Here is a 13,964-nt window from a genome sequence, read left to right on the forward strand (position 1 = left end):
ATTGGGCGCAATCGGAATCTGGGCCCGCCTGCGGGTGCGATTCGTCCGCATGTTCTCCACAGGCGTGATCACACAAAGGTGTGCGTGTCCGTGCCCGGGACTACGATTGAGGTAACAGCCAATAAGGAGAACATGTCCAACCCATCCGCACCCCACGGTTCCGCCGACTCGCACGGCCCCGCAGAAGTTCCCGCCGGCGGGGACGCCGGCCAGGACCTGTCAGTGGCCGAGATTGAGGCCGTGATTGACCGTATTCTGGCCAAGGACGCCGCGGCGACCCGTGCAGTCCGTGAGGATGCCAAGCTCGACGCCGCCGACCCCCAGTCCAAGAGCGCCGCGAGCCACCCCATCATCGGCCGCGCCCAGGCCCTCTCGAACCTGGCCCAGGAACACAGCCGCTTCGACGGCGACCAAAGCGAACTCGCCGAGCGCAACGCCTTGCGCCGCACCGCCGGGCTGTCCACCGAACTTGAAGACGTCACCGAGGTCGAATACCGCCAGCTCCGGCTGGAACGGGTGGTCCTGGCCGGGCTCTGGAGCAACGGCACCATGGCCGACGCCGAAAACTCGCTGCGCGAATTGGCCGCCTTGGCCGAGACGGCCGGCTCGGAGGTGCTGGACGGGCTGGTGCAGCGCCGGGCCAAACCGGACCCCGCCACTTACCTGGGCCAGGGCAAGGCCCAGGAGCTGAAGGACATCGTGCACGCCACGGGTGCCGACACCGTCATCATCGACGGCGACCTTGCACCCTCCCAGCGCCGCACCTTGGAGGAAGTGGTCAAGGTCAAGGTCATCGACAGGACCGCTCTGATCCTGGACATCTTTGCCCAGCACGCCCAGTCCCGCGAAGGCCGGGCCCAGGTGGAACTGGCCCAGATGGAATACCTGCTGCCGCGCCTGCGTGGTTGGGGCGAGTCCATGTCCCGCCAGGCCGGTGGCCGGGTGGGCGCCGCCGGTGGCGGCATCGGCTCCCGTGGTCCCGGTGAAACGAAGATGGAACTGGACCGGCGCAAGATCCGCACCCGCATGGCGAAGCTGCGCCGCGAGATTGCGGCCATGAAGCCGGCCCGGGAAACCAAACGGGCCAACCGCAAACGCAACTCGGTGCCCTCGGTGGCCATTGCCGGCTACACCAACGCCGGCAAGTCCTCGCTGCTGAACCGGCTCACGGATGCCGGCGTGCTGGTGGAGAACGCCCTGTTCGCCACCCTGGATCCCACGGTCCGCAAGACCGAAACCGCCGACGGCCTCGGCTACACCCTGGTGGACACGGTCGGATTCGTCCGCTCCCTGCCCACCCAGCTCGTTGAGGCCTTCCGCTCCACCCTGGAGGAAGTGGCCGACGCCGACCTCATCCTGCACATCGTGGACGCCTCACACCCGGACCCCGAAGGCCAAATCGCGGCCGTCCGCACCGTGCTCTCCGAGGTCGATGCGCTGAAGATCCCCGAGATCATCATCTTGAACAAGGCCGACATTGCCGACCCGTTCGTGGTGGAACGCCTGCGCCAGCGCGAGCCGCGCACCGTGGTGGTTTCGGCCCGCACGGGCGCCGGCATCGATGAGCTCCTTGCCGCCATCAGCGAGGCCATCCCGCGGCCCAGCATCGCCCTGGACCTGTTGATTCCCTATGACCGCGGCGACGTCCTGAACAGGCTGCACCGCAGCGACGCCGAGATCATCAGCATTGAGCACGGCGAACACGGCACCATCGCCAAGGTCCGCGTACGCGGGGACCTTGCCGCCGAGGTGGAGCCGTTTGTCCAGCATGAGTGAAACAGCATCCGTGGCCCGCAAGGATGGCGCGAGTGAACTGAGCGAGCAGGCCATTGAGCTGCTCGACGCGGCCGTCGAGGCGATGGGCGGCCAGCGCCGCGACGGCCAGCACGACATGGTCCGCCGTGTCGTGGAGGCCATCGAGACCGGCGACCACCTGCTGGTGCAGGCCGGTACCGGGACTGGAAAGTCGTTGGCCTACCTGATCCCGTTGATCGTCCACGCGCTCAGCAGCGACAAACCGTCCGTGGTGGCGACGGCCACCTTGGCGCTGCAGGCCCAGATCGTGGGACGGGACGTGCCGCGGTTGCTGGCCGCCCTGGAACCGCTGCTGCCCCGGCCCATCGACGTCGCACTCGTCAAGGGCCGCAGCAACTACGTTTGCCGGCACAAGCTCGGTGGGGGTTTTCCCTCGGAGGACTCCGCCGAGGGTGCGCTGTTTAGCCTCGGTGAAGATTCCAGCGTGGTCCACCTGCCCGGCGCCAAGACCGGCCCCACCTCACCGCTGGGGCGTGAAGTGGTGCGCCTGCGCGAATGGGCCGAGGACACCGAAACCGGTGACCGTGACGAACTTGTCCCCGGCGTCACCGACAAGGCCTGGCGCCAAGTGTCCGTCACGTCCATGGAGTGCCTGGGCGCGCAAAAATGCCCGCTGGCCGAGACCTGCTTCTCCGAGCTGGCCCGGGCCAAGGGTGCCGAGGCCGACATCGTGGTCACCAACCACGCCATGCTCGCCATCAGCGCCTTCGAGGGCATCGCCGTCCTTCCCGACTACGACGTCGTCGTGGTCGATGAGGCGCACGAGCTCCAGGACAGGGTCACCGGCGCCGTCACGGGCCAGCTCTCGGTCCAAATGGTCCAGGCGGCCGCCTCCAGCACCCGCAAGCACACGGGCGTATCGGTCGACGCCCTGCACGGGGCCGCGACGGCCCTGGACCTGGCGTTCGCCGGAACACCGTCCGGGCTGCTGCCCAACGGCTTGAACGAGGAACAGTCGGCGGCCATTGAACAACTGCGTGACGCCGTCCGGGTGGCCCTGTCCGATTCAAAGCCCGACGGCAATGCTTCGGCCGACGGCGGACGCTCGATCGCACGGTCCCGGCTGAACCTGATCTTCGACCTCTGCGAACGGTTGCTCACCGCCGCCGACGCCCGCGAAGTGGTCTGGGCGTCCCGCACCGGCACGTTCACGCCCGGGCAGGGCTACCAAAAGGCCGACGACAGCGAACCACCCGTCATCAACATCGCCCCGCTCAGCGTTGCCGGAAAACTGCGGGAGGGGCTCTTTGCCGACCACACGGTGGTGCTGACCTCCGCAACGCTGGCCATCGGCGAGTCGTTCCAGGCCACGGCCGGGGGCTTGGGCCTGCTGGGCGCCAACGCGCCGGCGTGGACCGGGGCCGACGTCGGATCCCCGTTCGACTACCCCAAGCAGGGCATGCTGTATGTGGCCGCGCACCTGCAAAAGCCGGGTTTCGGCAACTCGCCGGAGCAATTGGCGGAGCTTGAGGCACTCATCACGGCTGCCGGGGGCGGAACACTGGCGTTGTTCTCCTCCCGCAGGGCTGCCGAGGACGCCGCGGAAAAGCTCCGCAAGAAGCTGTCGGTGAAGATCCTGTGCCAGGGGGAGTCCTCCATGGCGGGCCTCATCAAAGAGTTCTCCGACGAACCCGACACCTGCCTGTTCGGCACCATGTCCCTCTGGCAGGGGGTGGACGTCCAGGGTGCATCGTGCCGGCTCGTGGTCATTGACAGGATTCCGTTCCCACGCCCGGACGACCCCCTCGTGACGGCGCGCGCCCGCGCCGTTGCGCAGAGCGGCGGCGACGGATTCATCGCGATCTCGGCAACCCACGCCGCCATCAGGCTGGCGCAGGGTGTGGGGCGGCTTATCCGCTCGAGCAGTGACAGGGGAGTGGTGGCCGTCCTGGACTCCCGGCTGGCGAATGCCGGCTACGGCGGCTTCCTGCGTGCAGCCCTTCCGCCGTTCTGGTCCACCAAGGACCGGAACGTGGCCCTCGCGGCATTGCAAAGGCTCTCCGGCAAATAGCCCAGGTGCGCAGCCGCCCGGTGATCGAGCCTGTCGGGATCCGGGGCCCTGGTCTGGAAACATGGAAGCGCCCCCGGTCGGGAGACCGGGGGCGCTTCCATTCGTTTTGCCTACAGGCTGCGCAGGACCGAGACGACCTTGCCCATGACGGTGGCGCTGTCACCGAGGATGGGCTCATAACGGGTGTTCTGCGGCAGCAGCCACGTGTGACCGTCGCGCTGGCGGAACGTCTTCACGGTGGCCTCGTCCTCGAGCAGGGCCGCAACGATCTCGCCATTGTTGGCCGTGTTCTGCCGGCGCACCACCACCCAGTCGCCGTCGCAGATCGCGGCGTCGATCATGGAATCCCCGGCGACCTTCAGCATGAACAATTCACCGTTGCCCACGATCTGGCGCGGCAGCGGCATGATGTCATCCACCACCTGGTCGGCCAGGATGGGACCGCCGGCGGCGATCCGGCCCACCAGCGGCACGAATGCGGTGTCGGAGGCGCTGCTCAGTTGGGCGAAGTTCAAGCCGTTCGAACTGCGCACCTGGTCGGGCGAGCTGACGCCCTCAATCTCCACTACGCCGTTGTCCAGGACCAGCGGAATGAGGACCTCCATGGCGCGGGGCCGCTTCGGATCGCGGCGCAGGTAGCCGTGGCGCTCAAGCTGGGTCAGCTGGTGCGTGACGCTGGAGAGACTGGCCAGGCCCACCACGTCCCCGATCTCACGCATCGACGGCGGGTAGCCTTTGTCGGCAATGGAGCGCTGGATGCATTCGAGAATCTTCTTCTGCCGGACCGTCAGCCCCTTCATGCCGGCCCTGCTGGGGGCCTGCGGGATGCGGTGCGGAGGTTCTGGTAGCGCCATGGTCCTTCGGTCCTTTCGTGGAGGCCGTCAAGAGTGTTAATCAAGAGTGTCAGTGCCTTCTGGTGGACTGCTTTTAGCGGCGAATCCTTACCTCCAAGATTAAGCCAGAAAAGAGCGAATTTCAAACATTTGTTCTATCGAGTCTTGGCAAGAGTCGTCTATAGATGCTAAAACTGTAGTACCAGCGTTAGAACATACGTTCTATCGAACATATTGTGTATGGAAGTTTGATCCTGCTGAATGTCCCGGGTTTCGCCCGGTTCGGCCCATGCGGTCAGGCCTCCACGGAGTGAAAGGAATGAATTCATGAGCGCATTGGTGATTTCCACAGCAGGCCCGGCGGTCCAGTACTCCGGAAGCAAGTTCGGCACTGTCCGTGCCACCCCGGCCGGACCCCTGCGATTGACGCGGCGGGGCCGCATGGTTTTCCTGGGAATTCCGGCCCTTGTCGTCGCGGCCGTGTTGATGCTGTCCGTAGTGGCCGTGCTGTTGGGCGTCGTCGCCAGCCCGGCCAACGCCGCCACTAAGTACACCCCCGTCAACATGACGGACTATGCGGCCTCCGTGACGGTGCTCCAGGGGCAAAGCCTGTGGTCGATCGCGGCGAAGAGCGATCCCAACCGCGACGTCCGCGACGTCGTGGCCGAGATCGTGGCCCTCAATGACCTGGGCACCTCGGTGTTGCAGGCCGGCCAGCAGTTGTACGTACCCCTGCCGAAGTAGGCCCACGGAGATCACATGGTGGGACATTGCCGGTCACAAGTTCTGTTCCGGCACGAACACCACTTAAGCTGATTCCATGGATCAGTTTGAACGTCTCAACCAGTTACCGCTCCGCGACGATCTGCGCGGACAGCATCCCTACGGGGCACCGCAACTGGACGTTCCCATCCTGCTAAACGTCAATGAAAATACCTTTGGTGTTCCACTGGACGCCAAGGAGGCCATCCTCAAGGCCGTGGCCGATGAGCTTGATGGCTTGAACCGCTACCCCGACAGGGAGTTCACCGAACTCCGCCGGGCACTGGCCGCCTACCTGGGACACGGTCTCACGGAGGAGAACATCTGGGCCGCCAACGGCTCCAATGAGGTCCTCCAGCAATTGCTGCAGGCCTTTGGCGGACCGGGACGACGCGCCATGGGCTTCCCGCCCACATACTCGATGTACCCGCTGCTCGCCAGCGGCACCGGCACCGCTTACGTGCCCGGTGTCCGCGGGGACGACTACAGCCTTACCGCGGAATCGGCGGCCGCCCAGGTGCGCGAATCCGCGCCCAACGTGATCTTCCTCTGCTCCCCGAACAACCCCACGGGCACGGCACTCGGCCTTGACGTCGTCGAGGCCGTCTATGAAGCAGGCGAGGCGTCCCAGGCGATCGTGATCGTGGACGAGGCCTACGTGGAGTTCGCCCACACCGGCACGTCGAGTGCGCTGACCCTGCTCCCGGGCCGCCCGCGGCTGGTGGTGTCCCGCACCATGAGCAAGGCGTTCGCACTGGCCGGTGCCCGGCTCGGATACCTGGCATCCGCGCCCGAGGTCGCCGACGCCATCCGGCTGGTCCGCCTGCCCTACCACCTGTCGGCCATCACCCAGGCCACGGCCGTTGCGGCCCTGCGGAATTCCGATTCCCTGCTCGCCAACGTTGAGGCCATCAAGGTCCAGCGCGACCGCATCGTCACGGAGCTTTCCGCCATGGGGCTTGCCCCGGCGCCGTCGGATTCGAACTACGTGTTCTTCGGCGGGGTGGCCGACCCCCATGCACTGTGGGAAGCCCTGCTGGCCGACGGCGTGCTCATCCGCGACGTCGGCATCCCCGGCCACCTGCGAGTCACCGCAGGCACCGAAGCGGAGACCACCGCGTTCCTCGACGGGCTGCGGCGTTTCCTCAACGGCTAGCACAGCGCCACCACGGGGCCGCGGACCGCTTTGGCAAGAAGCGAGTCCTGTCTTCTAAACTGGTATCAAATGCAAACTCCGCCGCGCACACGCCTGCGCGGCCACGTGCCCCGGCGCGCCACCCCTGCAGTGAAGGATCAATTGAGATGACCGAGAACAGCCAGGCCGCAGGCCCGGGACGGACCGCGCGCCTCGAACGCGCCACCAGCGAATCCAGCGTGCTCGTCGAAATCAACCTCGACGGCACCGGAGTGTCCAACATCGACACCTCCGTCCCGTTCTACGACCACATGCTCACGGCGCTGTCCAAGCACTCCCTGATCGACATGACGATCAAGGCCACCGGCGACACCCACATCGACGCCCACCACACGGTGGAGGACGTGGCCATCTCCCTCGGCGAGGTGCTCAAGGTGGCGCTCGGGAACAAGGCGGGCATCCGCCGCTTCGGCGAGGCCACCGTGCCCCTCGACGAGGCGCTTGCCAATGCCGTGGTCGACGTCTCCGGACGCCCCTACCTGGTGCACGGCGGCGAGCCCGCCGGGCAGGAATACCACCTCATCGGCGGCCACTTCACCGGTTCGCTGACCCGGCACGTTTTTGAAGCCATCACCTTGCACGCCCAGATCTGCCTGCACATGACCGTGATTGCCGGCCGCGACCCCCACCACATCGTCGAGGCCCAGTTCAAGGCCTTCGCCCGGGCGCTGCGCTCCGCCGTGGAACCGGACCCGCGCGTCACCGGCATCCCCTCCACCAAGGGCCTGCTGTGAGTGCGGAAATTCCGGCACCTGCCGGGGAAGCCCAGCCCACGGTCACCGTCCTTGACTACGGCTCGGGCAACATCCGCTCTGCCGTCCGCGCCCTGGAGCGCGCCGGAGCAACCGTCACGCTCAGTGCCAAGCCCGACGACGTCCTGGGCGCCGACGGCCTGGTGGTTCCCGGTGTCGGCGCGTTCGGTTCCGTCATGGCGGAGCTGAAGAGTGTTGACGCCATCCGGATGATCGGCCGCCGCGTGGCAGGTGGCCGGCCCGTGCTCGGCATCTGCGTTGGACTGCAGGTCTTGTTCGACGCCGGCGTGGAACACGGCGTCCGCGCCAACGGCATGGGGGAGTGGCCCGGCACGGTGGAGCTGCTGCCCGCCGAGGTCGTCCCGCACATGGGCTGGAACACGGTCAAGGCCCCGGCCGATTCCGTCCTGTTCGAAGGTGTTTCCGACGAGCGCTTCTACTTCGTGCACTCCTATGGCGTCCAAAGCTGGGACTTCGACGTGATCCAGCCCAAGATGAAGCCGCCCATGGTGACCTGGTCCGAGCACGGCGCCCCGTTCATCGCCGCCGTCGAAAACGGGCCGCTGTGCGCCACCCAGTTCCACCCGGAAAAGTCCGGCGACGCCGGTGCCCGGCTGCTGCGCAACTGGGTCAACTCGCTGCGCAAGGGTGCCGCCTAAATGTGGTCACTGCTCCTGATGGCCCTGGCCGGTCTGTTGATCGGCGGCTGCTACACGTTCTACCAGCAAAAAGCGCCCCGCTGGATCCCGATCAGTTTCGCGTTCCTGGCCGTCGTGTCCCTACTGGCGGCCTACTTGTTCACGCTGTCCGGCTAAATCGCCACCCAGCCCCCATGTACCAATCAAAGATGTTGAGGACCCGATGACCACCACCGCCCCCATTCTGGAACTGCTGCCCGCCGTTGACATCGTCAACGGCCAGGCCGTGCGTCTCGTCCAAGGCGAGGCCGGTTCCGAAACAAGCTACGGCACCCCGCTTGACGCCGCCATGAAATGGCAGAACGACGGCGCCGAATGGGTTCACCTGGTGGACCTCGACGCAGCCTTTGATCGGGGTGACAACAAGGCGCTCCTGCGCGAGCTTGTTTCCACGCTGGACGTCAAGGTGGAGCTCTCTGGCGGCATCCGCGACGACGCCTCGCTCGAAGCAGCCCTGGAACTCGGTGCAGCCCGGGTGAACCTCGGCACGGCCGCCCTCGAGAACCCGGAATGGACCGCGAAGGTCATCGACCGCTTCGGCGAGAGGATCGCCGTCGGCCTCGACGTGCGTGGCACCACGCTTGCCGGCCGCGGCTGGACCAAGGAAGGCGGGGACCTCTGGGAGGTGCTGGCCCGCCTGGAGGACGCCGGCTGCGCCCGCTACGTGGTCACCGACGTCACCAAGGACGGCACCCTGCGCGGACCGAACGTGGAACTGCTGCGTGAAATGTGCTCCCGCACGGCCAAGCCCGTGGTGGCCTCCGGCGGAATTTCCAGCCTCGAGGACCTGCGCGTGCTGCGCGAGCTGGTGGGAGACGGCGTCGAAGGCGCCATTGTCGGCAAGGCCCTCTACGCCGGCAAGTTCACCCTGCCCGAGGCCCTCGACGTGGCTGGACGCCGCTAAAGACCATGACTGAGATGCCCAGGAAGCAGTTGCCCGGACACATCGCCGCGGCCCTGGCCGGCGCCGGCGGACCCACGGACTCGGCCGGGCAGCCGTGGGAGGGGCGCAGCCTGCCCGCCGAGGAGAAATACCACAACTTCGACACCGACGACGGCGCCACCGACGCCCGCTATGCCGCGGCGCTTGGGCGGCTGCTTGACGGCAGCGGCTCGGAGGCAGAAGTCGTCGCGTCGCTGGCGCAGGCCCGGGTGTTCATTCCCATCGTGGCCCAGCTGGCCGAACAGACCGTGGGGGAGAACGGCCTGGTGTCCGACAAGGAGTCGGACATGGCGCTGGTGACGGTCCAGGCCCCGGACGGCCGGCGCGCCCTGCCTGTCTTTACCAGCTCGGAGGCATTGGGCAGTTGGCACCCGGAGGCCAGGCCGGTGGCTGTGTATGCGGCCCGGGCGGCCCTGTCGGCGGTTGCCGAGGAGGCCCAGATGCTGGTCCTGGACCCCGGCTCGCAGCGGCCGTTCGTGGTGCGCCGGCCCGCCATGTGGGCGCTGGCGCAGCAACGGGAGTGGTTGCCCAGCTACCTCGACCCTGCGGTGGCCCGCGTGTTGGAGGATTCCGTGGCGGAAACGGCCAACCCGGCGATTTTGGGTATTTCCGCAACCGCCGGTCAGGGCATAGAATCCCTGTGGGACCAAAAAACTGAACCGTCTGGACGGTTAGTGCCCGGCGGCGGTGCCGGACCCGAATTGACCGTCACCATCACCTTGCGACCCGGGCTTGACCAAGCCACGGTGGAAGGTGTGCTTCACGCCTTGCAAAACTACTGGGCCGGGAATGAACACTTCGCCGAGTCCGTTGATTCCGTTCAGATACGTCTGCGTCACCCAAGCCCCTCGCCCTAACCCATCCCAAAGTCGCCGAGCCGCCTTTTTGTGATGGATCACAAGAAGGAAGTCCTTTCGTGAACTTTGCCAGCTATCGGCAACTGCTCTCGCTCGCACCCGTGCGCCGGCTCCTCATCATCGCCATGATTGCCCGGATTCCGCACGCCGCGGCAGGAGTGCTGCTGACATTGCACGTGGTGCAGACCCTGAAGCTGTCTTATACGGCAGCCGGCGGCGTCGCCGCGGCCATCACCATCGGCATGGCCGTCGGCGCGCCCTGGCGTGGGCGGCAGGTCGACATCCACGGCTTGCGCCGTGCCCTGATCCCCTCGGTTATTGCCGAGGTGACCGTGTGGTCGGTGGCCCCGTTCCTGAACTACCAGCTGCTGGTCGTTGCAGCCGTCATCGGCGGCCTGTTCGCCGTGCCGATCTTCTCGGTGGTGCGCCAGGCGCTTGGCGTCATGGTTCCCGCGGAACAACGCCGCACCGCCTACGCCCTGGATTCAATGGGCGCCGAGATCACGTTCATGATCGGCCCGGCGGCCGGCGTCATGCTCGCCACCACCATCCACACCTATGTGGGCCTGATCATCATCGGCGTATCCTCCGCGTTGGCGGGCCTGCTGCTGATGTTGACCAACCCGCCCACCCGGACCGGGCAAAAGGGCGCCTACGTCCTCACGGCGGAGAGCCTAACCGCCGAGACTTCGACGCTGAAGATCAGCTCCGGGGCCACCCACGCGTCGGCCGGACGGCTGGGCCGCTTCTGGGGACGTACCCGCAACAACCTCTCCTGGGTGAACCTGGCCGTGCTTGCCGTCCTTGGCGCTTCCCTGGGTGCCGGGCTGGTGCTTTCGGGCACCGATGTTGGCATGGTGGCGGTGCTTCGCTTCAACGACCAGGTGGGCGAACTGGGCATCGTGTTCTTCTTCTGGTGCGGCGCCTCGCTGCTGGGCGGGCTGATCTACGGTTCGCTCAAGCGCTCCATCAACCCGCTGTGGCTCCTGGGTGCGATGGCCGTGCTGACCATCCCCATGGGATTTGCCACCAACGCCTGGACCCTGGGTTTGCTCTCCATCCTGCCGGGCCTGCTCTGTGCGCCGGTGCTGACCTCGAGCGCCGAACACATCGCCGACCTTGTGGAGGAACGCCGGCGCGGCGAGGCCATGGGCTGGTACGGCTCCTCCATGACGATCGGTAGCGCCATGGGTGCACCGTTTGCCGGCGCCATGATTGACCGGATCGGCCCCTGGGCGGGCTTCGTGATCATTGGCGTCATCGCCGGCGTGCTGGCCATTGCCGGGTTGCTGGCCCAGCGGGCCATCCGCAGGAGGAAGGCGTCCGGTGTGGCCGCGGACTTCGATGACCTGCTTGGCGATCCGGACCCGGTTTAGTCCCGAAAATGCAAAGAGGGGCAGATCACCCAATGGGTGGTCTGCCCCTCAACGTTTTCTAAGCTCAATTCCCGATTTTAGGGAGGAGCCGGCAAGCGGGGATCAGTTGACGGCGCCGGTGTACTTCTCGCCCGGGCCCTTGCCCGGGGCGTCCGGGATGGTGGAGGCTTCGCGGAAGGCGAGCTGCAGGGAGCGGAGTCCGTCGCGCAACGGTCCGGCGTGCTGGCTGCCGATCTCGGGGGCGGCCGCGGTGACGAATCCTGCCAGTGCGGTGATCAGCTTGCGGGCCTCATCCAGGTCCTTGAGCTCTTCGGCGTCGGGGCCGGCGGCCAGGCCGCACTTGACGGCGGCGGCGCTCATGAGGTGGACGGCGGCCGTGGTGATGACCTCGATGGCGGGAACTTCGGCAATGTCGCGAACTACGGACGCGGCCTCGGCGTCTCCGAGTGCCTCCTCGGGGGCGTTGCTAAAACTGTGGCGGGTGTCCGGATTATTATCTGAGGTACTCATACTGCTAAGCTTGTCACAGACCGACTGGATGCTGTTATTTCATCCGGGGCCAAAACCCCGTGAAGAAGGCACGCGTTCAGTTTGCAAGTGGAGTCCTCTCCCACCTTTCGACCCAGCAATGGCGTTGTCTGGTCCAGGTTGGAGCCTTTCATGTGAAGGCTGGCCGCGGTCCCGTTGACGGGACATGATGGCGCCAATCCTTTGAGGCCTCCGATTGCATCAGCAATGGGAGGCCTTCTTCATTTGCTGATGGTGTTCACATTTCTCATGTCAACAGGAGTTACACATTAGCGAGCCACGCATCAATGATCGTATCCGCGTCCCCGAGGTGCGGTTGGTTGGGCCAGCAGGCGAACAAGTTGGGATCGTCCGCATTGAGGATGCCCTTCGTCTTGCCGCTGAGTCGGACTTGGATCTGGTTGAGGTAGCGCCGACGGCCAAGCCGCCGGTGTGCAAACTGATGGACTTCGGTAAGTACAAGTACGAGGCCGCCGTCAAGGCGCGTGAAGCCCGGAAGAACCAGACGAACACTGTTCTGAAGGAAATCCGCTTCCGCCTGAAGATTGACAAGCATGACTACGAGACCAAGCGCGGCCACGCCCTGCGCTTCCTCGGTGCCGGTGACAAGGTCAAGGCCATGATCCAGTTCCGCGGCCGTGAGCAGCAGCGTCCCGAGATGGGCATCCGCCTGCTCCAGAAGTTCGCCGAGGATGTCGCGGAGGTTGGCCTGATCGAGTCCAGCCCGCGCATCGACGGTCGCAACATGGTCATGGTGATCGGCCCGTTGAAGAACAAGGCCGAAGCCAAGGCGGAGGCCCGCCGCCAGCAGCAGCGCGCCGACGCCAAGGCCCACAACGAGGCCGTTGCCAATGGCACCGCCCGCGTCGACGTGGACCGCGACAACAAGGCCCCCATGACGCAGTCCCTGGCGGACCTGCTTCCGGCCGGCCTGCAGCTGACCAGCGACGACGCCGCTCCGGCCGAGGTTGTTGAAGCCCCGGCCGCTCCCGCCGTCGAGGTCGTTGAGGCCCCGGCCGCAGCGGTTGAGGCAGTAGAAGCCCCGGCCGCCGTGGAGGCCACGCCGGCCCCGGTTGCAGCGCCCGTAGTGAAGGAAGCAGCTGTCAAGGCTCCGGCCAAGGCAGCCGCCGCCAAGGCTCCGGCCGCGGCAAAGCCCGTCGTCAAGGCGGCTCCGGTCGCTGCAGCCAAGCCCGTGGTGGCCGCGAAGCCGGTTGCTGCTCCCAAGCCGGTTGCCGCCAAGCCGATCCCGATGCCCAAGCCCATGGCCAAGCCGGTTGCAAAGCCCGCGCCCAAGCCTGCAGCCAAGGCAGCACCGAAGCCGGCCGTGAAGGCAGCCTCTGCAAAGAGCGCGCCCGCAGCCGATTCCACAGACTCAGCTGAATAAGGAATTCTTCCTTCTTCAGCGGTGAATATACACCCCCACAGTGACCCAACCAGTCGCTGCAAGAGAACCACAGGCAGCGCCGGTGGATACGTAAGGAGACAGGTCCTCATGCCTAAAATGAAGACACACAGTGGTGCAAAGAAGCGATTCAAGCTGACCGGTTCCGGTAAGCTGCGTCGCCAGCAGGCCAACCGCCGCCACTACCTGGAGCACAAGCCTTCCAGCTTGAAGCGCCGCCTGAAGGGTGACCTCACGGTTGCCAAGGCAGATGTCCGCAACATCAAAAAGATGCTCGGCATCTAATTTCGCAAGTCAATCGGTTTTCGTTCCCGTTCCGGGACTAAGACCATTTCATCAAAGCCTTCTCAGGCATGATTGGCTTGGGATCTTTAAACTTGAAGGAGTACGCACGTGGCACGTGTGAAGCGGGCGGTAAACGCCCACAAGAAGCGTCGGGTTGTTCTTGAGCGCGCAAAGGGTTACCGCGGACAGCGTTCGCGCCTGTACCGCAAGGCCAAAGAGCAGCTGCTGCACTCGTTTGTGTACAGCTACGGTGACCGCCGCAAGCGCAAGGGTGACTTCCGTCGCCTCTGGATCCAGCGCATCAACGCTGCATCCCGCGCCAACGGCCTGACCTACAACCGTCTGATCCAGGGCCTGAAGGCCGCTGAGATCGAGGTTGACCGTCGCATGCTGGCCGACCTGGCCGTCAACGACGCCGGTGCCTTCGCCGCACTGGTGAAGATCGCCAAGGCTGCACTGCCCGCGGACACCTCCGCACCGGTAGCCAAGTAGCACCAGTTTGAGAGG

Annotated in this window: 15 protein-coding genes; 13 read left to right on the plus strand and 2 right to left on the minus strand. The window is 65.9% G+C overall.

Annotated elements, in window-relative coordinates:
• Nucleotides 1-132: 132 nt before the first annotated feature.
• On the plus strand, nt 133-1,776 hold the full coding sequence (gene hflX, locus AL755_RS07470) for a GTPase HflX (RefSeq protein ID WP_054010463.1): 1,644 nt from the start codon (nt 133-135) through the stop codon (nt 1,774-1,776).
• Nucleotides 1,769-3,826, plus strand: coding sequence for an ATP-dependent DNA helicase (locus AL755_RS07475; protein ID WP_054010464.1), 2,058 nt, complete (start codon nt 1,769-1,771; stop codon nt 3,824-3,826). The genes hflX and AL755_RS07475 overlap by 8 nt, the downstream gene beginning before the upstream one ends.
• Before the next feature lie 110 nt (nt 3,827-3,936).
• Here the strand turns inward: AL755_RS07475 and lexA are convergent, their stop codons facing one another.
• Complete coding sequence (lexA, locus tag AL755_RS07480) at nt 3,937-4,680, minus strand: transcriptional repressor LexA (protein WP_054010465.1); 744 nt, start codon at nt 4,678-4,680, stop codon at nt 3,937-3,939.
• A gap of 306 nt (nt 4,681-4,986) precedes the next feature.
• On the opposite strand from lexA, the gene AL755_RS07485 reads away from it, so the two are divergent.
• The 8 genes from AL755_RS07485 to AL755_RS07515 all read left to right on the plus strand — a co-directional run bounded on the left by AL755_RS07485 (nt 4,987) and on the right by AL755_RS07515 (nt 11,242).
• Nucleotides 4,987-5,403, plus strand: a complete 417-nt coding sequence (locus AL755_RS07485; RefSeq protein WP_082368999.1) for a LysM peptidoglycan-binding domain-containing protein — start codon at nt 4,987-4,989, stop codon at nt 5,401-5,403.
• A 76-nt stretch (nt 5,404-5,479) separates the two neighbouring features.
• Nucleotides 5,480-6,577 carry a histidinol-phosphate transaminase gene (locus AL755_RS07490; protein ID WP_054010466.1) on the plus strand — a complete coding sequence of 366 codons (1,098 nt, stop codon included), beginning with the start codon at nt 5,480-5,482 and terminating at the stop codon, nt 6,575-6,577.
• Between the two features lie 146 nt (nt 6,578-6,723).
• Complete coding sequence (gene hisB, locus AL755_RS07495) at nt 6,724-7,350, plus strand: imidazoleglycerol-phosphate dehydratase HisB (protein WP_054010467.1); 627 nt, start codon at nt 6,724-6,726, stop codon at nt 7,348-7,350.
• Complete coding sequence (gene hisH, locus AL755_RS07500; RefSeq protein WP_054010468.1) at nt 7,347-8,027, plus strand: imidazole glycerol phosphate synthase subunit HisH; 681 nt, start codon at nt 7,347-7,349, stop codon at nt 8,025-8,027. Before hisB ends, hisH begins: the two co-directional genes overlap by 4 nt.
• Nucleotides 8,028-8,183 (plus strand): hypothetical protein, encoded by a 156-nt coding sequence (locus AL755_RS23595; protein WP_192841657.1) that lies wholly within the window; start codon nt 8,028-8,030, stop codon nt 8,181-8,183.
• 46 nt (nt 8,184-8,229) lie between these two features.
• Nucleotides 8,230-8,970, plus strand: coding sequence for a bifunctional 1-(5-phosphoribosyl)-5-((5-phosphoribosylamino)methylideneamino)imidazole-4-carboxamide isomerase/phosphoribosylanthranilate isomerase PriA (priA, locus tag AL755_RS07505; protein WP_054010469.1), 741 nt, complete (start codon nt 8,230-8,232; stop codon nt 8,968-8,970).
• Between the two features lie 5 nt (nt 8,971-8,975).
• Nucleotides 8,976-9,866 carry an SseB family protein gene (locus tag AL755_RS07510; protein ID WP_054010470.1) on the plus strand — a complete coding sequence of 297 codons (891 nt, stop codon included), beginning with the start codon at nt 8,976-8,978 and terminating at the stop codon, nt 9,864-9,866.
• A gap of 59 nt (nt 9,867-9,925) precedes the next feature.
• The gene (locus tag AL755_RS07515) at nt 9,926-11,242 is read left to right on the plus strand and encodes an MFS transporter (protein ID WP_054010471.1); all 1,317 of its coding nucleotides are present in this window, start codon (nt 9,926-9,928) and stop codon (nt 11,240-11,242) included.
• A gap of 102 nt (nt 11,243-11,344) precedes the next feature.
• Here AL755_RS07515 and AL755_RS07520 read toward each other — a convergent pair whose 3' ends face one another.
• Nucleotides 11,345-11,752 (minus strand): DUF1844 domain-containing protein, encoded by a 408-nt coding sequence (locus AL755_RS07520; RefSeq protein WP_054010472.1) that lies wholly within the window; start codon nt 11,750-11,752, stop codon nt 11,345-11,347.
• Nucleotides 11,753-12,080: 328 nt separating this feature from the next.
• On the opposite strand from AL755_RS07520, the gene infC reads away from it, so the two are divergent.
• The 3 genes from infC (at nt 12,081) to rplT (ending at nt 13,949) form a co-directional block, all read left to right on the plus strand.
• A complete protein-coding gene (infC, locus tag AL755_RS07525; RefSeq protein ID WP_054010473.1) occupies nt 12,081-13,154 on the plus strand; it encodes a translation initiation factor IF-3 in 1,074 nt (357 codons plus the stop codon).
• A 108-nt stretch (nt 13,155-13,262) separates the two neighbouring features.
• A complete protein-coding gene (gene rpmI, locus AL755_RS07530; RefSeq protein WP_054010474.1) occupies nt 13,263-13,457 on the plus strand; it encodes a 50S ribosomal protein L35 in 195 nt (64 codons plus the stop codon).
• A 108-nt stretch (nt 13,458-13,565) separates the two neighbouring features.
• Nucleotides 13,566-13,949, plus strand: coding sequence for a 50S ribosomal protein L20 (rplT, locus tag AL755_RS07535; protein WP_054010475.1), 384 nt, complete (start codon nt 13,566-13,568; stop codon nt 13,947-13,949).
• Nucleotides 13,950-13,964: the final 15 nt, after the last annotated feature.

The organism is Arthrobacter sp. ERGS1:01 (assembly GCF_001281315.1).
Lineage (GTDB): Bacteria > Actinomycetota > Actinomycetes > Actinomycetales > Micrococcaceae > Specibacter.

Coding starts and splice junctions, on each gene's coding strand:
- hflX (WP_054010463.1), top strand. CDS start 133: ATGTCCAACCCATCCGCACCCCACGGTTCCGCCGACTCGCACGGCCCC.
- AL755_RS07475 (WP_054010464.1), top strand. CDS start 1,769: ATGAGTGAAACAGCATCCGTGGCCCGCAAGGATGGCGCGAGTGAACTG.
- lexA (WP_054010465.1), bottom strand. CDS start 4,680: ATGGCGCTACCAGAACCTCCGCACCGCATCCCGCAGGCCCCCAGCAGG.
- AL755_RS07485 (WP_082368999.1), top strand. CDS start 4,987: ATGAGCGCATTGGTGATTTCCACAGCAGGCCCGGCGGTCCAGTACTCC.
- AL755_RS07490 (WP_054010466.1), top strand. CDS start 5,480: ATGGATCAGTTTGAACGTCTCAACCAGTTACCGCTCCGCGACGATCTG.
- hisB (WP_054010467.1), top strand. CDS start 6,724: ATGACCGAGAACAGCCAGGCCGCAGGCCCGGGACGGACCGCGCGCCTC.
- AL755_RS23595 (WP_192841657.1), top strand. CDS start 8,028: ATGTGGTCACTGCTCCTGATGGCCCTGGCCGGTCTGTTGATCGGCGGC.
- priA (WP_054010469.1), top strand. CDS start 8,230: ATGACCACCACCGCCCCCATTCTGGAACTGCTGCCCGCCGTTGACATC.
- AL755_RS07510 (WP_054010470.1), top strand. CDS start 8,976: ATGACTGAGATGCCCAGGAAGCAGTTGCCCGGACACATCGCCGCGGCC.
- AL755_RS07520 (WP_054010472.1), bottom strand. CDS start 11,752: ATGAGTACCTCAGATAATAATCCGGACACCCGCCACAGTTTTAGCAAC.
- rpmI (WP_054010474.1), top strand. CDS start 13,263: ATGCCTAAAATGAAGACACACAGTGGTGCAAAGAAGCGATTCAAGCTG.